We start from the raw sequence: 19,597 nt of genomic DNA on the forward strand, positions 1-19,597 counted from the left end.
ATAGCCTAATCCATGGCTTTGTCTAATTTAAGCAACGTTCTTAGAAGAACATTAGCTCCATTGGCCATGTCCTCTGCGGTTGTAAATTCCTTAGGCGAATGGCTGATCCCACCCTTGCTGGGAACAAAGATCATTCCTGTGGGAGTGATCAAAGCCATGTCTTGCGCATCATGTCCAGCTCCACTGGGCATATATTGAAAACTCAGGCCCAGTTCATTGGTGCTGGCCTCTATTTGCTTTTGGATCATGGGGTCTGTTAGTGCAGGGATACCCGTTGTACTTAATTCCTCGAATTGGATGGCCACACCGGAATCCTTTGATATTTCTGCAGCTCCCTTTTCTATGGTCGAATAGACTTCTCGAATCACCTCCCCAGCCAGATCACGAATTTCCAGGCTGAGGACCACTTTACCGGGGATCACATTGGGTGCTCCCGGCAAGGCCTTGATCCGGCCTACGGTGGCAACCTGTCTTCCGTCACGATCTACAGCTACCTGGTTCACCATTTGTATAAATTGAGCAGCTGCCAATAATGCGTCTTGTCGCTGGTCCATTGGAGTCGTACCTGCATGGTTGGCAAAACCGGTAAAGGTGACATCCCACCAATTTAGACCGACGATTCCTTCTACTATTCCGATCTGTAATCCAGCTTGCTCCAAAAGTCCACCTTGCTCGATATGCAACTCTACAAAGGCGGCAACTTCTCCTTTATTTCGAATGACCTGGTCGATCTTGGTGTGGTCTCCCCCCAGGCGATCAATGCCGTCCGCCATATTGAATCCTGTGCTATTGACTACTTCGAAAGCACTTGGTGGTAACTTTCCTGATATTGCGCGACTTCCCATTACTCCGCCTTCCTCATTGGAGAAGATGATCAGTTCCATGGGGTGCCGCGGCTGGATCCCATTTTCTTTCATTACCCGTACCACTTCGATCGCAGCCATGGATCCAACACAGCCATCGTAGTTCCCACCATTGGGGACCGTATCGATATGGGATCCAAAACTGATTGGAGCAAGTTCTGGATTAGATCCCGGCAGAGATCCGATGATATTACCCGCAAGATCAATATGAACTTCCAGACCGGCTTCTTTCATCAGCTGTATCGCAAAATCCCTTCCGTCGAGGTCGGCCTGACTAAATGCGACACGCTGGGTTCCCATTTCGTCTACACCAATTTTGCCCAGATCCAGGATGCTTTTCTCCAAACGGTCCTGGTCTACTTTGGGTAGGTCTTGTGCAGCGATTGAAATTGAGTGCATGCCGATCAATGCGGTCAGAAGAAAAGAAATGAAGGATCTCATAATGATGGTTTAAATGTGACCCTGTGAAGTTACATATATGCGCGAACATGGTTCATGGTAGGATGAAGCAACAACATATATGTAGGAAAATACGTCAATACGTGTATTTCATCGAAAATATTTGCATTTAAACGTATATGTGATTAAGCTTGTCTTCCCTAAATTAACCACCAGTCCCCAAACTGGTATGAACTTAACCTATTTATGAAACCTTACATCTCTCTATTGCTCAGCCTGTTCACGACCTCAACTATTGTTGCCCAAAACAATCGCAATACGGTAGAACAGATTGGTCAGAACAATTACTCCGTAGTTGTACAACAAGGATTGGAGAACAAATCAATTGTCAGGCAACAGGGGCAGCAAAACGTCTCCAATGTTCTGCAGTTACAATCTATTGGATCTTATTCTCGTGTCGAGCAAGAGGGAAGTGGTAATAACTCCTTGGTTATTCAAGAGGCAGACCTTTTAAGCCGGTCCATCGTCAGGCAGGAAGGACAGTCCAACATTTCTGTTGTACGGCAGCTGGCCGGAAGTAGCAACCTATCCGAGGTAATACAGAGAGGTGCTAATAACAACTCTGATGTTTTACAGGCACTGGGTACAGGCAATCGGTCCCTGGTCGATCAATCCGGAATGGCTAATGTTTCTACGGTGATTCAGGGGTCGCTTACAGCCGGAAGAACCTCAAACTTCAATCGCAGTCAAGTGATACAACGAGGAAGTGGTAACACCTCTATGGTTACCCAGTTTGATCAGTAATTAAAGATCCTCAATTTTAAGTAATAGGTGATTCTCACTTTAGGGAATAAAAAATAGTACCTTTAAGTACACTGATTACCATGACTTTAAAGTAAAAGTCATGAAATTACCAACTCGTATCTATTCAGGCCTTGTGGTCCTGATCTGCTTCTCTTTTATATCCTGAAGTACATCGGAGGGTGGCCGTGCCCCAATGCTCAAACACGTAGTGGCAGCCATTGGCCCCAATTGTACCGACAATATCAATTATGAGGACGACGATGGCAATGTTTATGCCTATCGGGCGGACAATATCTTTGGAGTAGTTTCCATTCAGGTAGGTGGGCATAGCACCCCGGACGAATCAACAGATCCTGGAGTGAATCTCTATGGTGCGAATCCTGTTTTTGGACTTCCAGATACCGGTACCTACAGCGTAACTGATGGATCATTGGAACCTGGGACCGGCTATGTGTTCTACATAGATGGAACCAATGAATACATTAGCACGAGAAACAATCAAGGTAAACCCATCCGTATCGATCAGCTCACCCTAACGCCGGAGGGTGAGGTGTCTCAGTTCACTGTTACCTTCTCCAATTTAGAATTGGCCAATAATTCCGATCCTGACGACAAGATCTGTGTCAATGCATTCCAATTGTCATTTTCAGCAAATTGATCCCATAGAGGAGATTTAATTCCTCTTCATGGAGGCAAATTTTTAAGCCCGAGCGATCCCCTTTAAGAAGATCGCTCTGGCTTTTTGTTTAATGGTAAGGAAGGTCTTCCGTATTTTTACTCACTTTGTTAAACTTTTAAAGTATATGCATAAACAAAACAAAAATTCTAGTGTTTTTTATCGATTAATTACTAAAAATGACGATTTAGTGAGAATAATTTATAGCTTTATGAAAGCCTTAACAATTTTAATCATTAACGTAAAATCAACGCACATGAAACACTTTGATTTTCGCGGGACCATGCTTCTAATGGTCTTCGCACTTACTCTCACCATGTCCTATGCTCAGGACGACCAACCCAAACCAATACCTAGTTTAAAGGTATTTCCTCAAGACCAACTGAAAGCTGCGTCGGCCGCAAATCAACTTTTTGCCGAACAGTTCAAAATGGCTGGAGAGAATCAGATGATAGCTGCTGGTCAAACCATCGATGAGCAAGGATTCGTTCACCAAAGATTCCAGCAGTATTACAATGGGATTGAGGTAGAGTTCGCACAATCCGTGCTACACACTAAAGACGGCATGGTCCAATCCATGTCCAACAATGTGTATCGCCTGGCCGATATCCAGGTAACTGCTTCACTTAATGCTCAGGCTGCACTAAACAGGGCAACTGCATTTGTTGGTGCGAGCAAATATCTCTGGGAAGATTCCAAAGAAGCAGAATTAGCGGAGTACCGTCAGCCTCAGGGCGAATTGGTCATCCTTCCTCCATTGAAGGAAGTAAGCGACCAGGCTCGACTTGCGTACAAATTTGACATTTATGCCACTAATCCCGTTTACAGGGCCGATGTCTATGTGGATGCCATAAACGGAAATGTCCTGTTTGAGAACAAGCGAATTCACCATGCCAATACACCGGCCACAGGTGTAAGTCTTTACAATGGTACGGTTAGCTTTACTGCGGACAGCTTTAGCGGATCATATCGCCTGAGACAAACCGCGGACGGCAACGGTATTCAGACCTTCGACATGAACAATGGTACCAATTACAACAATGCCAGCGACATTACCAGCAATGATACCTCCTTTCCGTCAGCGACTGCCACTGGGGTTCAGGCCCACTGGGGTGCCGAGCAGACCCACAAGTACTTTATGCAGCGTCACGGCCGTAATTCCTATAATGGAGCCGGAGCTGTAATTCGTTCCTATGTGAGCTATGCCAATAATTATGTAAACGCGTTCTGGGATGGATCCAGGATGACTTACGGAGATGGAGATGGTGTCAACTATGGTCCTCTTGTTTCTCTGGATATTGTTGGTCACGAGATCGCCCATGGTGTGACCGAATATGCTGCTAACCTGGTGTACAGTTATCAGTCTGGTGCTCTTAATGAGTCCTTCTCTGATATTTTTGGCGAGTCTATCGAGCATTTCGCCCTTGGCAATAACGACTGGCTTATGGGAGACAATATCGGCGCCGGTGGAAGCGGTGGAGCTATCCGTTCTATGAGCAATCCAAATCAATTTGGTGATCCGGACACTTACCTGGGAACCAATTGGTATTCAGGTTCCGGTGATAACGGTGGTGTCCATATCAATTCTGGGGTACAGAATTTCTGGTTTTATCTACTGTCAGTAGGAGGTACAGGTACCAATGACATCGGGAATGCTTACGATGTAACTTCCATTGGTATTGATGCTGCAGCGGCAATAGCCTATCGCAATCTGGCTGTATATCTAACCACAAATTCACAGTATAGTGATGCCCGTGCAGGTGCAATCCAATCTGCTATCGACCTATATGGGGCCGGAAGTCAGGAGGAGATCTCTGTAACTAATGCCTGGTATGCGGTAGGTGTTGGCCTTCCTTATGGTGGAACTCCTCCTCCGGTCGACTGTGTGACTGGAGACGTCTACCTGTCCATTACCCTGGATAACTATCCTGAAGAAACGGCCTGGACCCTAAAAGATAGCTCAGGTACTACAATCGCATCCGATAGTTATTCTACGGCTAATCCTGATGGCTCTACAGTCAATGAAACTTTCAGTGGACTGGCTGCTGGCGACTATACGTTCACAATTACCGATGCTTATGGAGATGGGATCTGCTGTGCCTATGGTAGTGGTTCTTATACTTTATCTAGTGATGCAGGCGTGATCTTTACCGGTGGAAGTTTCGGAAGCTCAGAATCCCGGGACTTCTGTGTAGAGGACGACGGTGGCCCCGGGCCAGATACCGAGGCTCCAACCACACCGACCAATCTAACAGCTAGTGATATTACTGAGACTACGGCAACTTTGAGTTGGAATGCTTCCACAGACAATGTCGGGGTAACAGGATACGAAGTGTTACAAGGAGCAAATAGCTTAGGTACGGTTACTGGAACTACGGCCAATATTACTGGTCTGACAGCCAATACCTCTTACGCCTTCAACGTCCGCGCTTTTGATGCCGCAGGAAATAACTCTGGAAATGCCTCAGTCAACTTTACTACCCTTGGTGGTGGCAGCGGGTCTGTCGTGATCAACGAAGGTTATTTCGAGTCTGGCTGGAATGGTTGGATAGACGGCGGAAGTGATTCCCGCAGAATGTCTACTTCCCGTTCCTATGAGGGTAACTATTCTATTCGCATCAGAGATAACACTAATTCCTCGACCATGACCCTTAACAATGTGGATCTGAGAGGATATAGTTCAGTCGATGTAGAGTTCTATTTCTATGCTTACAGCATGGAGAACAATGAGGATTTCTGGTTGCAATTCTATAACGGTAGTAGCTGGCAAACAGTTGCCTCCTGGGCTCGAGGAACCAATTTCGATAACAACACCTTTTATTCGACCACAGTTAACATACCGGCTTCGAGTTACAACTTTGCAGCCAACTCCGGTTTCCGATTCCGTTGTGATGCCAGTGGAAATGGAGATCATATTTATATTGATGCGGTTACCATTACGGCAAATAGCGGCGCCGGTGTTGGACAAGGTTTGCTAGTGGATCTTGGTTCCATCCAAGGCTTTGGTGGAGAATCCGATGGATTTAATATCGAAGAAGATTTCTTGATCTATCCGAATCCCGCCAGTGATGTGATCACGGTTCGCATGTTAGAACAGACAGGAGACGAAACCTATCGTATCCTCAACCTACTAGGGCAAGTAGTTAGACAAGGCACCTTGTCTCAACAGATCAATGTAGCCGATCTTCCATCCGGTATGTATGTCATGGAGATCGACGAAGGAGAAGAGACCGTTGTACAGAAATTTACCAAGCAATAGGTTTTAATTCAATCACTAACCAAAAAAACCCGGGAGTTGCTCCCGGGTTTTTTATGTTTGAGTGTAATCTTCGATAGGATATTCTCAATTATTGATTTCTGATCGCATCGTAGTAACTCTTCTCAAAATTGGCTTCTAGTTTTTTGATAAGAATCAGGTTCTTATTGTTAGCTGCGGGCATCATAGAACCTACTTCCAGTTCTTTCCGTTTGATCTCCATCATTTCCTTGTTCTTTTCCAAAAAGGCAATGGTGGCATCCACGTAAGCGTTCCAAGCCATCACATCATTGGTCTTTTTAGAGGCCTTCATATAAGGAACTGCCTTGGCATTTACTCCCGCCAGTGCGTACATCTGACCGACGTGAAAATTCATGACAGACAGCTGTCCATCGTCCAGGTCCTGATGTAGGCCTAAATATTCGACGATCAGGTCGGCGGCGAGTTCAAATTGCTCTTCATTGGCAAAGGTGCGCCAACCTCCCTGCATGTCCTGATCAAAGGCTTCGAAGTCCAGAGACATCAATCGCTGACGTTCTTCTTTGGATAAGGAGTTTTGAGCTAAAGAAGTTGCAGATTGGAAGAATAATGTAGTTAGGATTAAGAAGAGGATCCGCATGTTGATAGGAATTAGTTTTAATTATTAGTGTCCGGGTTTTGCCCGTTCGTTACAAGTTTGGTCTATTGCATTGGGGTTTTAACAGTAACAGTTTTGTAACTTTATGAAAATCAGCTAACCATGAAACACTTTTTTATTTTGCTTGTGCTGTTTGTCTCCTGGGTGAACGCACAAGATAACGACTCTATTCCTGCACATATTTTAGAGAAGATAACCTACCCGGTTTTGGACATGCATCCTTACATGGGTGTGATGGATATGGAATTCTCGGCCATGAAGTACGATCCTCAACTGGATTACAGAATTGCTTTCGATCTGTACGATGAAAGTAAAGACTCCACCCAAGTTAACGCGACCCTGGTTGAGGTGGGACGAATCTATAATTTGCATCGGGCCAACGGAGTTCCAAAAGAAAAATTAAAGCTGGTTGCCGTTATTCATGGGATGACCACAAACGCCATCTTGACGGACGCAGCCTATCAGGATAAATACGGTCTGCCCAATCCCAACATTCCGGTAATGAAAGCCCTAAAGCAGGAGGGGGTTGACTTCATCGTTTGTAGTCAGGTAATGGGGTTTTTCAATATTCCAAACGAGAATATTCATCCAATTGTAGATGTAGCTATCTCGGCCAAAACGGCCTTGGTCATGTTCGACCAAATGGGTTATTCGTATATGAATGTCAATGAGTGATTAGTGAATCCCATCTCTGGCGGACAGGGGTGAATTTTGATTTCGATTTAAGGCAACTGTGCAGGATGGAACTTTAATTGATCAGTTCAACTGAATACTTTTCTCGAATTCAGACGGGGTGATTCAAGAATGATCATTAGCATGTCATTTAGCGCTTGTTAGATGAAATGGAAAAATCTAGATTGCACCCGGACGGGGCTTGGGGCCCCAAGGACAGATTAGGTGAAGTGTGAAGGGTTAAGAGTGAAGGGATTTCATATCTAGATCTTCTATTTGGTCTTTATACGATAATTGAAAAACATATTTTTCACCTCACACCTCAACCCGCCATCTCCTTCAAGGCGGACACGAAGTGATCCAGTTCTGCTGTGCTGGTAAAAACATTGGGGGTTATCCGGCAACCGTGAACGTTTGCATAGTCTATGGCCACGGTCCAGATATTGTGATCGGCCAGTAGACGCTTTTTCATTTCCCCTGGCTTCATCTTATCAATGCCTACATTAGCAATGGCACAACTCCTTGCAGGGTCATCCGGAGTATTCACTATGATACCGGGGTGATCCCGAACCTGGTCGGACCAATAACGCTGCAGATATCTAAGCCGCTCTTCTTTTCGTTTTCCACCAATCATGTTGTGATAGTCTATGGCATTCTCTATGCTGAGGTCATGGTATACCGGGTGGGTTCCTGTATGGTTCAATCGGCCAATATCTCCAGCCTCCCTGGGTGATTCTGCCAGGAGCGGCCAAATTTGGTCAATATGCTGATCGCCAACATAGAGTAGACCTGTTCCCAAGGGGCAGGCAAGCCATTTGTGTAAGCTAGAACCGTAGAAGTCACACCCAAGTTCGTCCAGTTTGTATTCAAAATGGCCTACGCAATGCGCTCCATCTACCATCACCTGCACTCCCTTGCTGTGGGCCATATCACAGATCTTTTTCACAGGCAGAATGTGCCCGGTTATATTGATCATATGGCAGATCATCAGCAGACGGGTTTTCTCGGTGATCGCTTTTTCGTAAAGTCCCACGATGTCTTCATCAGATTTCGGATGGTTAGGAACCGAGACTGTATTGAGTTTTACCGAGTAGCGCTTGGAGACTTGGGCGAACATATCTTTCATAGCCCCGTAATCCTGTAAGGCGAATACAGCCTCATCACCTTCCCTCCAAGGGAAACCTTTGATGATCATATCCAGGGATTCGGTGGTATTGCGGGTAATGACCAGGTTCTTGGAATTACAACCTGTGACCTCAGCCAGTTTGCTGGCCATCCTGGCCTTGTTCTCCCACTGAACAGTCCGCATATAATAGGAGCCTTCATAATTGACCATTTCAATGTGCTCCTGCAATTTCTTTAAGGTAGGTTGAGGGATGATGTTGTAATATCCACTTTCCAGATTGATGTAATCCGGTTTCAATTTGTAATCGGAACGGATCTTGGCCCAGAAGTCCTCATCGGCGTAAAGCAACTTGTCATTAGCTGGTATCTCTGCTGTCCAGTTGGGGAGATCCAGGGAAAGCAAAGGCAGGCCCGTTCCTGCCAGGGCCAGGGATCTTAAGAATTCACGCTTCTTCATGGTCGGATTGTTTGTTTTAAATATAACAAAAGCAACCCGAAGGTTGCTTTCTATTTATGAATTCCGACTTAGTCGATCTTTTTATAATTTTCCGAGAAATAACGATTTCCGTCATTGTCCATGGCGATCTGCCGGAATCGGCCTTCTTCGAATTCCAGTTCAAACCGAAAGACCGTAATGGTGTCAATAGCCTGCATCATGGGATTGGACCCGTACTCTATCCTTTCTTCCAACCAATCATCTGCTATGGAATAGGAACCGTACCCAAACCATTCCAAGGTATCTTTGGGGTTGTACCGGGTCCACATGACCTTGCTGTGGCTGTAGACTTTAACCTGCCTATAGCCGTGCATATTGGCAGCGGTGTCCACCACCTCGTTGTTCTCATAGAAATATTGGTCTTCTAATTCCCAGACACCCTGTAAACGGGGATCATGAGTGGGTGTTTCATGGGTTGCCGCAGCCAGTAGAATTGCCGATACCACAACAACAAACAGAATGATGCTTAGCTTTTTCATGGTCAGGTGGTGTTTAGAATTGTACCAGTTAAGTTAGTGAAAATAAACGTAGGTTCCTCGTTATTAGGGAGTAGGACGCGTATTATCTTACAGTAGGAGTGTATAGTAACGTTTTAATAACTCCTAAATCTTGCCCTCAGAGATAGAAAGGTTTTGATTCGTAAGTTAAATTTTGACTGAATGAGACCAGCATATACCATGATGATCGCAATAACTCTTGTCTTTACCGCTTGTAAGGATGAGGGCCGATCAAGATCAGAGGATAAGCAAATCGTTTCCGAGAAGGTGACCGGTGAATCACTCTCACGGATATACTGCGCCTCCTGCCATCAATACCCTCCACCATCGACACTGGACAAGGAGACCTGGGAAGAATTCATGCTTCCCAGAATGGGCTATATGTTTGGGATCTATAACTCGCAGGAGGAGAGAGAGGCCCTTTTCGAGAAGAACGAAGGTGGAGAAATTGTGCGAAGAAGCAACTTGTTTCCTGCCCAACGAACCATCGACAGCCTCGATTGGGAAATGATAGTCGATTACTATCTGAAGAATGCACCTCTGGAACTTGCGGAACCTGACAAACTGCCGATCGCCATGGACCTTGATCGATTCGAGCTGATCGTTCCAAGCCAGAAGGTACGGGTGCCCAGTTCCACTATGGCCAATTTTGCACCCGATGGTTCAATTTATCTCGGGGATGCCATGACCGGGAGCTTCTCGGTGTTTAGTTCCGATCTTCAATTACGTTCTACCGGTAACGTACAGGAAGGTGCAGTAAGCCTCTTCGACGATGGCGAAAGATTTTGGTTAACGGTTATGGGTAGCTTTTCGCCCACAGATGCTCCAAGAGGTCTTATCGCGACGCTGCCTAAGACGACAGGGGAGAATGCATCTGTCCCGATCACAGAGCTCCAGCGTCCCGTCCACAGTAGTTTCGGGGACATGGATGGTGATGGTGACCAAGATGTTGTAGTAGCTGAGTTTGGCAAATGGACCGGTGCCCTTTCCTTACATCTCATGGAAGACGGGGAATACCGAAAGGTCGTTCTCCACAACACACCAGGTGCAATAAAGAGTTACATAAAGGATATGAATGGGGATGGCAAACTAGATATAGTCGCACTTTTTGCGCAAGGATCGGAGGGAATAGACATCTTTTACAACGATGGCCGGGCAAATTTTCGAAGGGAGCGTGTATTGGAATTCAGTCCCTCCATGGGAAGCAGCTTTATGAACCTGATCGACTACAACAAGGACGGTTACCCTGATATAGTCTTCACAGCGGGGGACAATGCAGATTACAAACCATTGATGAAACCCTGGCATGGGGTCTATATTTTCATCAATGATGGCCAGAACAATTTTCGGCAGGAGGTTTTCCTGCATCTCAACGGGGCTTACAATGCAGTTGTAGAGGATTTTGACCTGGACGGGGACACGGATATTGCGGCCATCTCCTTCTTTCCGGATTGGGTGAACACTCCGGAGGAGGGTTTTGTGTACTTCGAGAACGAGAAAGGTGAATTCAGTGCCTCCACCTTTGAACAGGTGAATGCAGGACGATGGGTGGTCATGGACGCTGCAGACTATGACCAAGATGGAGACTTAGATCTTGTACTTGGCTCCTTGGCATTTGAGGTAGTGCCTAAACTGGGTTATGTTGAAAAATGGGTAGAAAAAGGCATTCCTTTCATCGTTTTAAAGAACAGATCCCGTTAAATGCTGTTTAGAAGGCTTCTAAATAAATTGATCGATGATCTGTCGTTACAGCTTTTGAATTCTTTGGCACACCCCTTTTTAGAAATGCCGATTCAGCAGTGGCAGGCATTTATGGAATATGACTGTCGGATTTACCCTTCGTAGACTACAATACGCTGTATTACAGAATTGTAAATTAACGTTGAACGTATATCGATATCAGTTAACGTTGTCCTAAACTTCCTAACATTCAGCTTACTTTTTTTTTAAAGTCAAAATAGTTTTCGCTAACAAGGCGCGATTAGTTTTACGATGGTTTATAATCAAACACTAAAACTAAACGCATGAAAATTAAAGTACTATCATTAATGTTATTTGCCTTTACCCTGACATTGGTTGGGCAAAACGAATTTCCATCCCGAGTGGTTGAAATCGACTGGGAGGCCACCGAAGTAGTGGTTCCCCCTTCTCCATTTCAATATCAAGTCCTATTTATAGGAGGGGAGGATCTTGTTCAAACGGGAGAAAATGAAGCTGTTCCTGCCAAACAGTGGCACGATTTCATTGGATTTACTCCTCTTACCGCAGAGGATTGTGTGGACGATCCTAACGCCCTCGGATGGGTATCCATTAACCACGAACGCATCACTGCCGACGACAAGATTGGTGACGGTGGGGGAATGACTGCCTTCCTTTTGGGCCGCGATCCTGGTAACGACGAACTATACGTTATTCCCCAGACTTTGTCTGATGGTCGTTCTGGAGATTTCTTCAATGTTGATTTCAGCAATGTTGGAGAAACCGGGATGAACTGTGGGGGGATCAACTCCATAGTGGATGGTCGTATCTGGACCGCCGAAGAGTGGTTCCGAAACAGCAATGATGACATTTACGACGATGGCAACGGAGTACGGGACACCACAGACTACGTCATCAAATATACTGAGTTCGATGCCGCCAATTTCCAAACCATTCCTAAGTACCAGAACTTCAACTGGATGGTAGAGATCGATCCTCGTGAGGCTAAAGCCGTTCGCAAGCAGTACAACTGGGGACGTCAGCCTTTTGAAGGAGGAACTATTGCTGCAGACAATCAAACGGCTTACCTAGGCGCAGATGCGACACCAGGTTTCTTTACAAAATTCGTAGCTGATGAGCCAGGCGATTTCACCAAAGGTGATACCTATGTATACAAACACGACAATCCGGGAGAGCCATGGGTTCTGATCAACAATGCTGATTTTGACAAAATGTTGAACTTTAAGGACGAAGCTGTTTCTTCTGGTGCGACCATGTTTAACCGTTTGGAATGGGTAACCATCGACAAGAATACAGGTAAGATCTATATGACAGAAACCGGTCGTGATAATCCTGCCTCTCGATGGGTAGACGAAGAGGCCGAAGGAGCCGTGTACGCTCCTCACCACATCCAGCGTGCAGCAGACCAAGGAGCTACAGGTCCTGGAGATGATGCCTACTGGGATTACTATGGACGTGTATTGGAATTTGATCCAGCTACCGGAGAGGTTTCTATATTCCTGGAAGCGGGTCCTTATTTTGCGGAAAGTCCGGATTTGGCTGATTATCCTGCGAAGCATCTGTCAAACCCTGACGGGCTGAACATGCTTTACGTAAACGTGGCTGGACAAGACAAGACCTACATGCTTGTTCAGGAAGACCTCAACGGAACATCTTTTGGACGAACTCCATCAGAGTATCCTGACGACAGGATGTGCGAGTTGTACTTACTGGATATGGAAGTTGAGAACCCAACTGTAGACGATCTGATCCGTCTGACCCAGACGCCACGTGGAGCTGAGATCACCGGAGCTTGTGCCACACTAGATGGCAAATCAATCCTTGTTAACTCTCAGCACCCTGATGGTGCCAATCCATTCCCATACAACAACTCCCTGACCTTTGCCATAACCGGGTTTGATGATTCGGGTGCAATCGAAACGCTATCCGCTCCGGATTTTGGAGATGTGAGTGACGATAGTTTTATAGCTTATCCTAATCCTACAGAGCGAATAGTCTACTTTAACAAAGTGGTCGATGTTGCTTTGTATGACATAACCGGAAAACGGATTGCTGTTTATCGCGATGTGAAGTCGATCGATATAGGTGGACTGCAAACGGGGATGTACTTGCTGAAGACTGCTGACGGCGATAGCAAGAAACTACTAGTGAAGTAATTTTCTCATATATGTTTTAAGTAAGAACTGGACGTTCCTTGTGAACGTCCGGTTTTTTAGCAAAAATTTCGGAACATGCGAACGGACTCCTTATTATTGGTTGGTAGTTTATTTATTTCATCATTGCTTATTCTTGTGAGCCGACCGGTCATTAAACAGCAACCAGCCACCTACACCCAAAAAGCAATCGGACAGATCAATCAGCAATTCAAATTGGATCTAAAACGATTTGAACGTGAATTGGTAAGATTTGAGAATGCGGTTAAGGACTTCAGCACAGAAGAAATCCTTGAAAAGGACCTGCGAAATTCCTACCAATCGCTGCGAACTAGCTTCAAAAAAGTAGAGTTCGTCTTGGAATATCTGGATAAGGAGGCCTATGATAAGGTGCTTAATGGAGCTCCACTTCCCAAATTAGAACCGAAAGTAGCCGACTTCAACATACTCCAACCAAAAGGACTACAGGTGATCGACGAGCTGATGGCGGAAGAGGATTTATCTGCAGTATTAGATGACCTGGTTTCTCAGTCAAAAAAATTATCCACTGGGGCAACTAGCGTAATAGCCTTCTCTAAGGATAGGAGACTCACTGATCGTCAGTTCTTTGAGGCTTGCCGTCAGGCTATAATCCGTATGGTCACCTTAGGGATTACCGGATTTGACACTCCAGGAACAACCATGGGCATTTCGGATACATATACAGTATTAAACTCATTGCAACAGTCCTTTCAATATTACGAATATGAACTGGAGAACGTGAAACAGCAACAAATGTTCAAAAAAGTCAATAATCTTTTTGATCAGGCTGGACGTCAGACCAGGAAAAAAGGATTTGAAAACTTTGATCGGTTAAAATTCATCAAAGAATATGCTCAACCTTTATATGCCAGCTTGCTCGAAGTTCATCTCGCCTTGGACTATGAAACCATTGAAGAGGTCTCCCGCTTTCCATTAGCCGTTAATTATACAGAGGACAATATCTTTTCTGAAAATTTCCTCAATCCATTTTACTATGTGAGCCTGGAAGACAGCGATCAGGTTGACGACCTGGAGGAGTTGGGGAAGTTGTTATTCTTTGACCCTATACTTTCAAGTGACAATCGGATGTCTTGTGCGAGTTGCCACTTACCGGAAAAAGCCTTTACAGACGGGATGAGAACTAGTATTTCCAATACAGGTCATCCTTTAAAGCGCAACTCCATGACACTTAATTATGCCGTTTATGCTTCTGGCTATTTCCATGATATGCGCGTAAAACGCTTGGAGGACCAATTTGAACACGTCGTTTTTTCCGAGGACGAATTTGACAGCAATTATGCCAGCATAATTGATAAATTAAATAAAAGTCCGAAATACGCAGACCGCTTCCAAGCCATTTTCCAAGACCCAAGGTCAAAGATTAGGAATCACCATATTGATTATGCGTTGACGGCCTATGTTATGAGCCTCAATTCGTTTGACAGTCCGGTGGACCAGTATTTTCAGGGAAAAAGAGAAGATTTGCCGGCTGAAATTAAACGAGGATTTAACCTTTTCACAGGGAAAGCTGCATGTGCAACCTGCCACTTCGCTCCCTTGTTTTCCGGGACAGTTCCTCCACTTTATGTAGAATCTGAAAGTGAAGTTTTGGGTGTTCCAAATGACAAAAACACCCCTCTTGTTTTAGACGACGATAGGGGACGAATCTCCAATGGTAATATGCGGGAAGTTGCAGAGTTCTTCGTGAGTTCTTTTAAAACTCCAACGGTTAGAAATATTGACAAGACAGGGCCATATATGCACAACGGTGTGTTTGCGAGTTTAGAGGAGGTTATGGACTTCTACAATGAAGGTGGAGGGGCTGGTCGTGGCATATCACTGGAGCATCAGACGCTCGCTCCCGACCCACTTGGTCTAACGAAGCAGGAGATATCGGATATCATTGCATTCATGAAGGCTCTTTCGGACACTACCGTTTACGACAACCACGTTCAATTGCCACAGGATTTTAGTCAGCAGCGTCTCAATGGACGACGTGTCGTTGGCTTCGATTAGATATTCTGACCAGGTAAAGCCATGGTATTGAAAAGCTTGGCCTTAGTCATGAACAGTTTATTCTCCAGATCGATCTCCTTCAACTGGGCGTCGATCAGTTTGGTCTCCCGGGCGTTGATCAGGAAGAGGGAACTGTCTCCTACGCCAAATTTGCGCTCTTCTGCCCTGAGCATCCTCTCGTAATTGACAACAATATCCGAGATCAACCCTCGCTGAACCACATAAGAGTCTAAAGCGGTGTAAACCTGGGCGATCTTGTTTCTCAACCGGAACTGCTCACTAATCAGGTCCAGGCTGGCGTCCTGTAGCTTGATCTTAGCCAGTTTCAGATCTCCTCTTTCTTTCCTCAGGAACAGGGGGAAGGCAAATTCGATCCTGCCTTTGTAGTTAGCCGCCTGGAAGGAATTTCCAACGTCTGGGGTTTCGGTCAGGAAATTGTACTCCAGGTTAATGACAGGCAACAATCGGCTGGCCTTAAATTTTTGGTCCACCTCCAGTTGCTCTACCTTAAAGCGCATGGATCGAAGTTTAGGATGCTCATCCAGGGGAATATCACTGAGCGGCCTTTCTTCTATACTAAGGGTCAGATCGATCTCCCCATTGAGTTCTAAAACTGGTTTGACGGTCTCTTGCAGAATCACTGGAACCTGGTCTTCCAGCCACAGATAGTTGGACAGGTTTAGTTCTGCTTTGCGCAAATTGATCCCTGCTTGCTCCAGGCTCAAAGTCCTGTTCTGAACCGGGATATATGCCTCTACGGTATCTATGGCTGCTTGGCCCCTAATTCAACGGCACGGCTCACAGCTCTGTGTCGAAGTTCCGCGTTTTGGAGAAACTCCTCATAGGTCAGGGCTTCCTTATAAGCTTTGACCCAATCAAAATAGGCTAGGGATGCATCAAAAAGCAGTTGGTTGATCAACAGTTGCTGATCTGCAGCAGTTTGCTCCTGGAACAGTTTGGCTCTCCTTAGGGTCGCCATGCGATCATTTATAAACAGGTCCCGACCCACAGAGACGGAAATTCCGGCATTAAATAATCCATCATCCGGCACCGTTCTCTCCGGGTTCAGGAATTCACCGTCATTCTGTTCGAAGCCAGCCTTTAACTCTATCCCATACCAGGTAGGGATCTTAAAGGTTGCATTCAAAAGATCGTAATATTCACTACCCTTGAACTCTTTGGCATCGTAATCGACCTCCAACTTAGGATCGAACCCACCTCGTGCCTTCATCAGATTAGCCTGGGCGGCATCGATGGTGAGGTTGCCTGCTTGGCTATGGGGTGATATTTCTTGACATAGCCCAGGTACTCCCTAAAACCGAGAACAATGGAATCCTCCTCGGCAGCTGCACTAGCTTGAAGCTGGCCAATGCACAGTTGAGGAGTGTATAGGATCAATATGAGAATTAATAGCCTCATTTTTTTACACTTTTATCGGCTAGAGCTGTCGTTGGCTGATAGTAGTTAGGAGGGAAGCCATTGAGTTGACGCCAGGCCTCCAAACCAGATCCGGACGATCACCCTTGGCCAAAGGAGCACGAGTAGGATCTGGTGCCAAGACCATTGCGCTACTGGACGATGTACCGATCTGGTTTGAGGCCTGGCGTCAACTCAATGGCTTCCCTCCTAACTACTATCAGCCAACGACAGCTCTAGCCGATAAAAGTGTAAAAAAATGAGGCTATTAATTCTCATATTGATCCTATACACTCCTCAACTGTGCATTGGCCAGCTTCAAGCTAGTGCAGCTGCCGAGGAGGATTCCATTGTTCTCGGTTTTAGGGAGTACCTGGGCTATGTCAAGAAATATCACCCCATAGCCAAGCAGGCCAACCTCACCATCGATGCCGCCCAGGCTAATCTGATGAAGGCACGAGGTGGGTTCGATCCTAAGTTGGAGGTCGATTACGATGCCAAAGAGTTCAAGGGTAGTGAATATTACGATCTTTTGAATGCAACCTTTAAGATCCCTACCTGGTATGGGATAGAGTTAAAGGCTGGCTTCGAACAGAATGACGGTGAATTCCTGAACCCGGAGAGAACGGTGCCGGATGATGGATTATTTAATGCCGGAATTTCCGTCTCTGTGGGTCGGGACCTGTTTATAAATGATCGCATGGCGACCCTAAGGAGAGCCAAACTGTTCCAGGAGCAAACTGCTGCAGATCAGCAACTGTTGATCAACCAACTGCTTTTTGATGCATCCCTAGCCTATTTTGATTGGGTCAAAGCTTATAAGGAAGCCCTGACCTATGAGGAGTTTCTCCAAAACGCGGAACTTCGACACAGAGCTGTGAGCCGTGCCGTTGAATTAGGGGCCCAAGCAGCCATAGATACCGTAGAGGCATATATCCCGGTTCAGAACAGGACTTTGAGCCTGGAGCAAGCAGGGATCAATTTGCGCAAAGCAGAACTAAACCTGTCCAACTATCTGTGGCTGGAAGACCAGGTTCCAGTGATTCTGCAAGAGACCGTCAAACCAGTTTTAGAACTCAATGGGGAGATCGATCTGACCCTTAGTATAGAAGAAAGGCCGCTCAGTGATATTCCCCTGGATGAGCATCCTAAACTTCGATCCATGCGCTTTAAGGTAGAGCAACTGGAGGTGGACCAAAAATTTAAGGCCAGCCGATTGTTGCCTGTCATTAACCTGGAGTACAATTTCCTGACCGAAACCCCAGACGTTGGAAATTCCTTCCAGGCGGCTAACTACAAAGGCAGGATCGAATTTGCCTTCCCCCTGTTCCTGAGGAAAGAAAGAGGAGATCTGAAACTGGCTAAGATCAAGCTACAGGACGCCAGCCTGGACCTGATTAGTGAGCAGTTCCGGTTGAGAAACAAGATCGCCCAGGTTTACACCGCTTTAGACTCTTATGTGGTTCAGCGAGGGTTGATCTCGGATATTGTTGTCAATTACGAGAGGATGCTCAGGGCAGAAGAGCGCAAATTTGGCGTAGGAGACAGTTCCCTCTTCCTGATCAACGCCCGGGAGACCAAACTGATCGACGCCCAGTTGAAGGAGATCGATCTGGAGAATAAACTGTTCATGACTAAGGCCAAGCTTTTCAATACCATGGCTTTACCTGGTCAGAATATCTAATCGAAGCCAACGACACGTCGTCCATTGAGACGCTGCTGACTAAAATCCTGTGGCAATTGAACGTGGTTGTCGTAAACGGTAGTGTCCGAAAGAGCCTTCATGAATGCAATGATATCCGATATCTCCTGCTTCGTTAGACCAAGTGGGTCGGGAGCGAGCGTCTGATGCTCCAGTGATATGCCACGACCAGCCCCTCCACCTTCATTGTAGAAGTCCATAACCTCCTCTAAACTCGCAAACACACCGTTGTGCATATATGGCCCTGTCTTGTCAATATTTCTAACCGTTGGAGTTTTAAAAGAACTCACGAAGAACTCTGCAACTTCCCGCATATTACCATTGGAGATTCGTCCCCTATCGTCGTCTAAAACAAGAGGGGTTTTTTGTCATTTGGAACACCCAAAACTTCACTTTCAGATTCTACATAAAGTGGAGGAACTGTCCCGGAAAACAAGGGAGCGAAGTGGCAGGTTGCACATGCAGCTTTCCCTGTGAAAAGGTTAAATCCTCGTTTAATTTCAGCCGGCAAATCTTCTCTTTTTCCCTGAAAATACTGGTCCACCGGACTGTCAAACGAATTGAGGCTCATAACATAGGCCGTCAACGCATAATCAATATGGTGATTCCTAATCTTTGACCTTGGGTCTTGGAAAATGGCTTGGAAGCGGTCTGCGTATTTCGGACTTTTATTTAATTTATCAATTATGCTGGCATAATTGCTGTCAAATTCGTCCTCGGAAAAAACGACGTGTTCAAATTGGTCCTCCAAGCGTTTTACGCGCATATCATGGAAATAGCCAGAAGCATAAACGGCATAATTAAGTGTCATGGAGTTGCGCTTTAAAGGATGACCTGTATTGGAAATACTAGTTCTCATCCCGTCTGTAAAGGCTTTTTCCGGTAAGTGGCAACTCGCACAAGACATCCGATTGTCACTTGAAAGTATAGGGTCAAAGAATAACAACTTCCCAACTCCTCCAGGTCGTCAACCTGATCGCTGTCTTCCAGGCTCACATAGTAAAATGGATTGAGGAAATTTTCAGAAAAGATATTGTCCTCTGTATAATTAACGGCTAATGGAAAGCGGAGACCTCTTCAATGGTTTCATAGTCCAAGGCGAGATGAACTTCGAGCAAGCTGGCATATAAAGGTTGAGCATATTC

Annotated in this window: 17 protein-coding genes and 1 pseudogene; 9 read left to right on the forward strand and 9 right to left on the reverse strand. The window is 45.7% G+C overall.

The window, feature by feature from the left end; translation table 11 throughout:
* Positions 1-5 precede the first annotated feature (5 nt).
* The gene (locus tag BST85_RS13960) at positions 6-1,304 is read right to left on the reverse strand and encodes a Zn-dependent hydrolase (protein ID WP_245917705.1); all 1,299 of its coding nucleotides are present in this window, start codon (positions 1,302-1,304) and stop codon (positions 6-8) included.
* Positions 1,305-1,508: 204 nt separating this feature from the next.
* Between BST85_RS13960 and BST85_RS13965 the strand changes: the two genes are divergently transcribed.
* The 3 genes from BST85_RS13965 to BST85_RS13975 all read left to right on the forward strand — a co-directional run bounded on the left by BST85_RS13965 (position 1,509) and on the right by BST85_RS13975 (position 6,001).
* The gene (locus tag BST85_RS13965) at positions 1,509-2,066 is read left to right on the forward strand and encodes a hypothetical protein (protein WP_146090747.1); all 558 of its coding nucleotides are present in this window, start codon (positions 1,509-1,511) and stop codon (positions 2,064-2,066) included.
* Between the two features lie 193 nt (positions 2,067-2,259).
* Complete coding sequence (locus tag BST85_RS13970) at positions 2,260-2,724, forward strand: hypothetical protein (RefSeq protein WP_104813829.1); 465 nt, start codon at positions 2,260-2,262, stop codon at positions 2,722-2,724.
* A 274-nt stretch (positions 2,725-2,998) separates the two neighbouring features.
* Positions 2,999-6,001: a M4 family metallopeptidase gene (locus tag BST85_RS13975; protein ID WP_181040035.1), complete on the forward strand. Its 3,003-nt coding sequence runs from the start codon at positions 2,999-3,001 to the stop codon at positions 5,999-6,001.
* Positions 6,002-6,089: 88 nt separating this feature from the next.
* On the opposite strand, the gene BST85_RS13980 is transcribed toward BST85_RS13975, so the two are convergent.
* Positions 6,090-6,617 (reverse strand): hypothetical protein, encoded by a 528-nt coding sequence (locus BST85_RS13980; RefSeq protein ID WP_104813831.1) that lies wholly within the window; start codon positions 6,615-6,617, stop codon positions 6,090-6,092.
* A gap of 120 nt (positions 6,618-6,737) precedes the next feature.
* On the opposite strand from BST85_RS13980, the gene BST85_RS13985 reads away from it, so the two are divergent.
* Positions 6,738-7,310: a DsrE family protein gene (locus tag BST85_RS13985; RefSeq protein WP_104813832.1), complete on the forward strand. Its 573-nt coding sequence runs from the start codon at positions 6,738-6,740 to the stop codon at positions 7,308-7,310.
* Between the two features lie 319 nt (positions 7,311-7,629).
* Here BST85_RS13985 and BST85_RS13990 read toward each other — a convergent pair whose 3' ends face one another.
* Together BST85_RS13990 and BST85_RS13995 are read right to left on the reverse strand one after the other, a co-directional pair.
* Positions 7,630-8,889 (reverse strand): aminotransferase class V-fold PLP-dependent enzyme, encoded by a 1,260-nt coding sequence (locus BST85_RS13990; protein ID WP_104813833.1) that lies wholly within the window; start codon positions 8,887-8,889, stop codon positions 7,630-7,632.
* 68 nt (positions 8,890-8,957) lie between these two features.
* Positions 8,958-9,407 (reverse strand): hypothetical protein, encoded by a 450-nt coding sequence (locus BST85_RS13995; protein WP_104811376.1) that lies wholly within the window; start codon positions 9,405-9,407, stop codon positions 8,958-8,960.
* A 180-nt stretch (positions 9,408-9,587) separates the two neighbouring features.
* Here BST85_RS13995 and BST85_RS14000 point away from each other — a divergent pair, with 180 nt between their 5' ends.
* The 3 genes from BST85_RS14000 to BST85_RS14010 all read left to right on the forward strand — a co-directional run bounded on the left by BST85_RS14000 (position 9,588) and on the right by BST85_RS14010 (position 15,334).
* Complete coding sequence (locus tag BST85_RS14000) at positions 9,588-11,126, forward strand: FG-GAP repeat domain-containing protein (protein ID WP_104811377.1); 1,539 nt, start codon at positions 9,588-9,590, stop codon at positions 11,124-11,126.
* A gap of 323 nt (positions 11,127-11,449) precedes the next feature.
* Positions 11,450-13,300 (forward strand): alkaline phosphatase PhoX, encoded by a 1,851-nt coding sequence (locus tag BST85_RS14005; protein WP_104811378.1) that lies wholly within the window; start codon positions 11,450-11,452, stop codon positions 13,298-13,300.
* A 75-nt stretch (positions 13,301-13,375) separates the two neighbouring features.
* Entirely contained in the window at positions 13,376-15,334 is a 1,959-nt protein-coding gene (locus tag BST85_RS14010) for a cytochrome-c peroxidase (RefSeq protein WP_104811379.1), read from the forward strand.
* Here the strand turns inward: BST85_RS14010 and BST85_RS14530 are convergent.
* The 3 genes from BST85_RS14530 to BST85_RS14540 are packed head-to-tail and all read right to left on the reverse strand — an operon-like array spanning position 15,331 to position 16,753.
* Positions 15,331-16,059, reverse strand: a complete 729-nt coding sequence (locus tag BST85_RS14530) for a TolC family protein (RefSeq protein ID WP_245917706.1) — start codon at positions 16,057-16,059, stop codon at positions 15,331-15,333. The two genes, BST85_RS14010 and BST85_RS14530, sit on opposite strands and share 4 nt — an antisense overlap.
* Before the next feature lie 38 nt (positions 16,060-16,097).
* Positions 16,098-16,565: a TolC family protein gene (locus BST85_RS14535; RefSeq protein WP_245917707.1), complete on the reverse strand. Its 468-nt coding sequence runs from the start codon at positions 16,563-16,565 to the stop codon at positions 16,098-16,100.
* Positions 16,565-16,753, reverse strand: coding sequence for a hypothetical protein (locus tag BST85_RS14540; protein ID WP_245917708.1), 189 nt, complete (start codon positions 16,751-16,753; stop codon positions 16,565-16,567). Before BST85_RS14540 ends, BST85_RS14535 begins: the two co-directional genes overlap by 1 nt.
* Before the next feature lie 84 nt (positions 16,754-16,837).
* On the opposite strand from BST85_RS14540, the pseudogene BST85_RS14020 reads away from it, so the two are divergent.
* A pseudogene (locus tag BST85_RS14020) lies at positions 16,838-17,013 on the forward strand (biotin attachment protein); the annotation flags it as partial.
* Positions 17,010-18,434 (forward strand): TolC family protein, encoded by a 1,425-nt coding sequence (locus tag BST85_RS14025; protein WP_104811380.1) that lies wholly within the window; start codon positions 17,010-17,012, stop codon positions 18,432-18,434. The pseudogene BST85_RS14020 and the gene BST85_RS14025, both read left to right, overlap by 4 nt.
* Here the strand turns inward: BST85_RS14025 and BST85_RS14030 are convergent.
* Both BST85_RS14030 and BST85_RS14035 read right to left on the reverse strand, forming a co-directional pair.
* Positions 18,431-18,766 (reverse strand): hypothetical protein, encoded by a 336-nt coding sequence (locus BST85_RS14030; RefSeq protein ID WP_104813834.1) that lies wholly within the window; start codon positions 18,764-18,766, stop codon positions 18,431-18,433. The genes BST85_RS14025 and BST85_RS14030 overlap by 4 nt on opposite strands.
* A gap of 32 nt (positions 18,767-18,798) precedes the next feature.
* Positions 18,799-19,398: a cytochrome-c peroxidase gene (locus BST85_RS14035; RefSeq protein ID WP_104813835.1), complete on the reverse strand. Its 600-nt coding sequence runs from the start codon at positions 19,396-19,398 to the stop codon at positions 18,799-18,801.
* Positions 19,399-19,597 lie beyond the last annotated feature (199 nt).

It is taken from the genome of Aureitalea marina (genome assembly GCF_002943755.1).
GTDB classification, from domain to species: Bacteria; Bacteroidota; Bacteroidia; order Flavobacteriales; family Flavobacteriaceae; genus Aureitalea; species Aureitalea marina.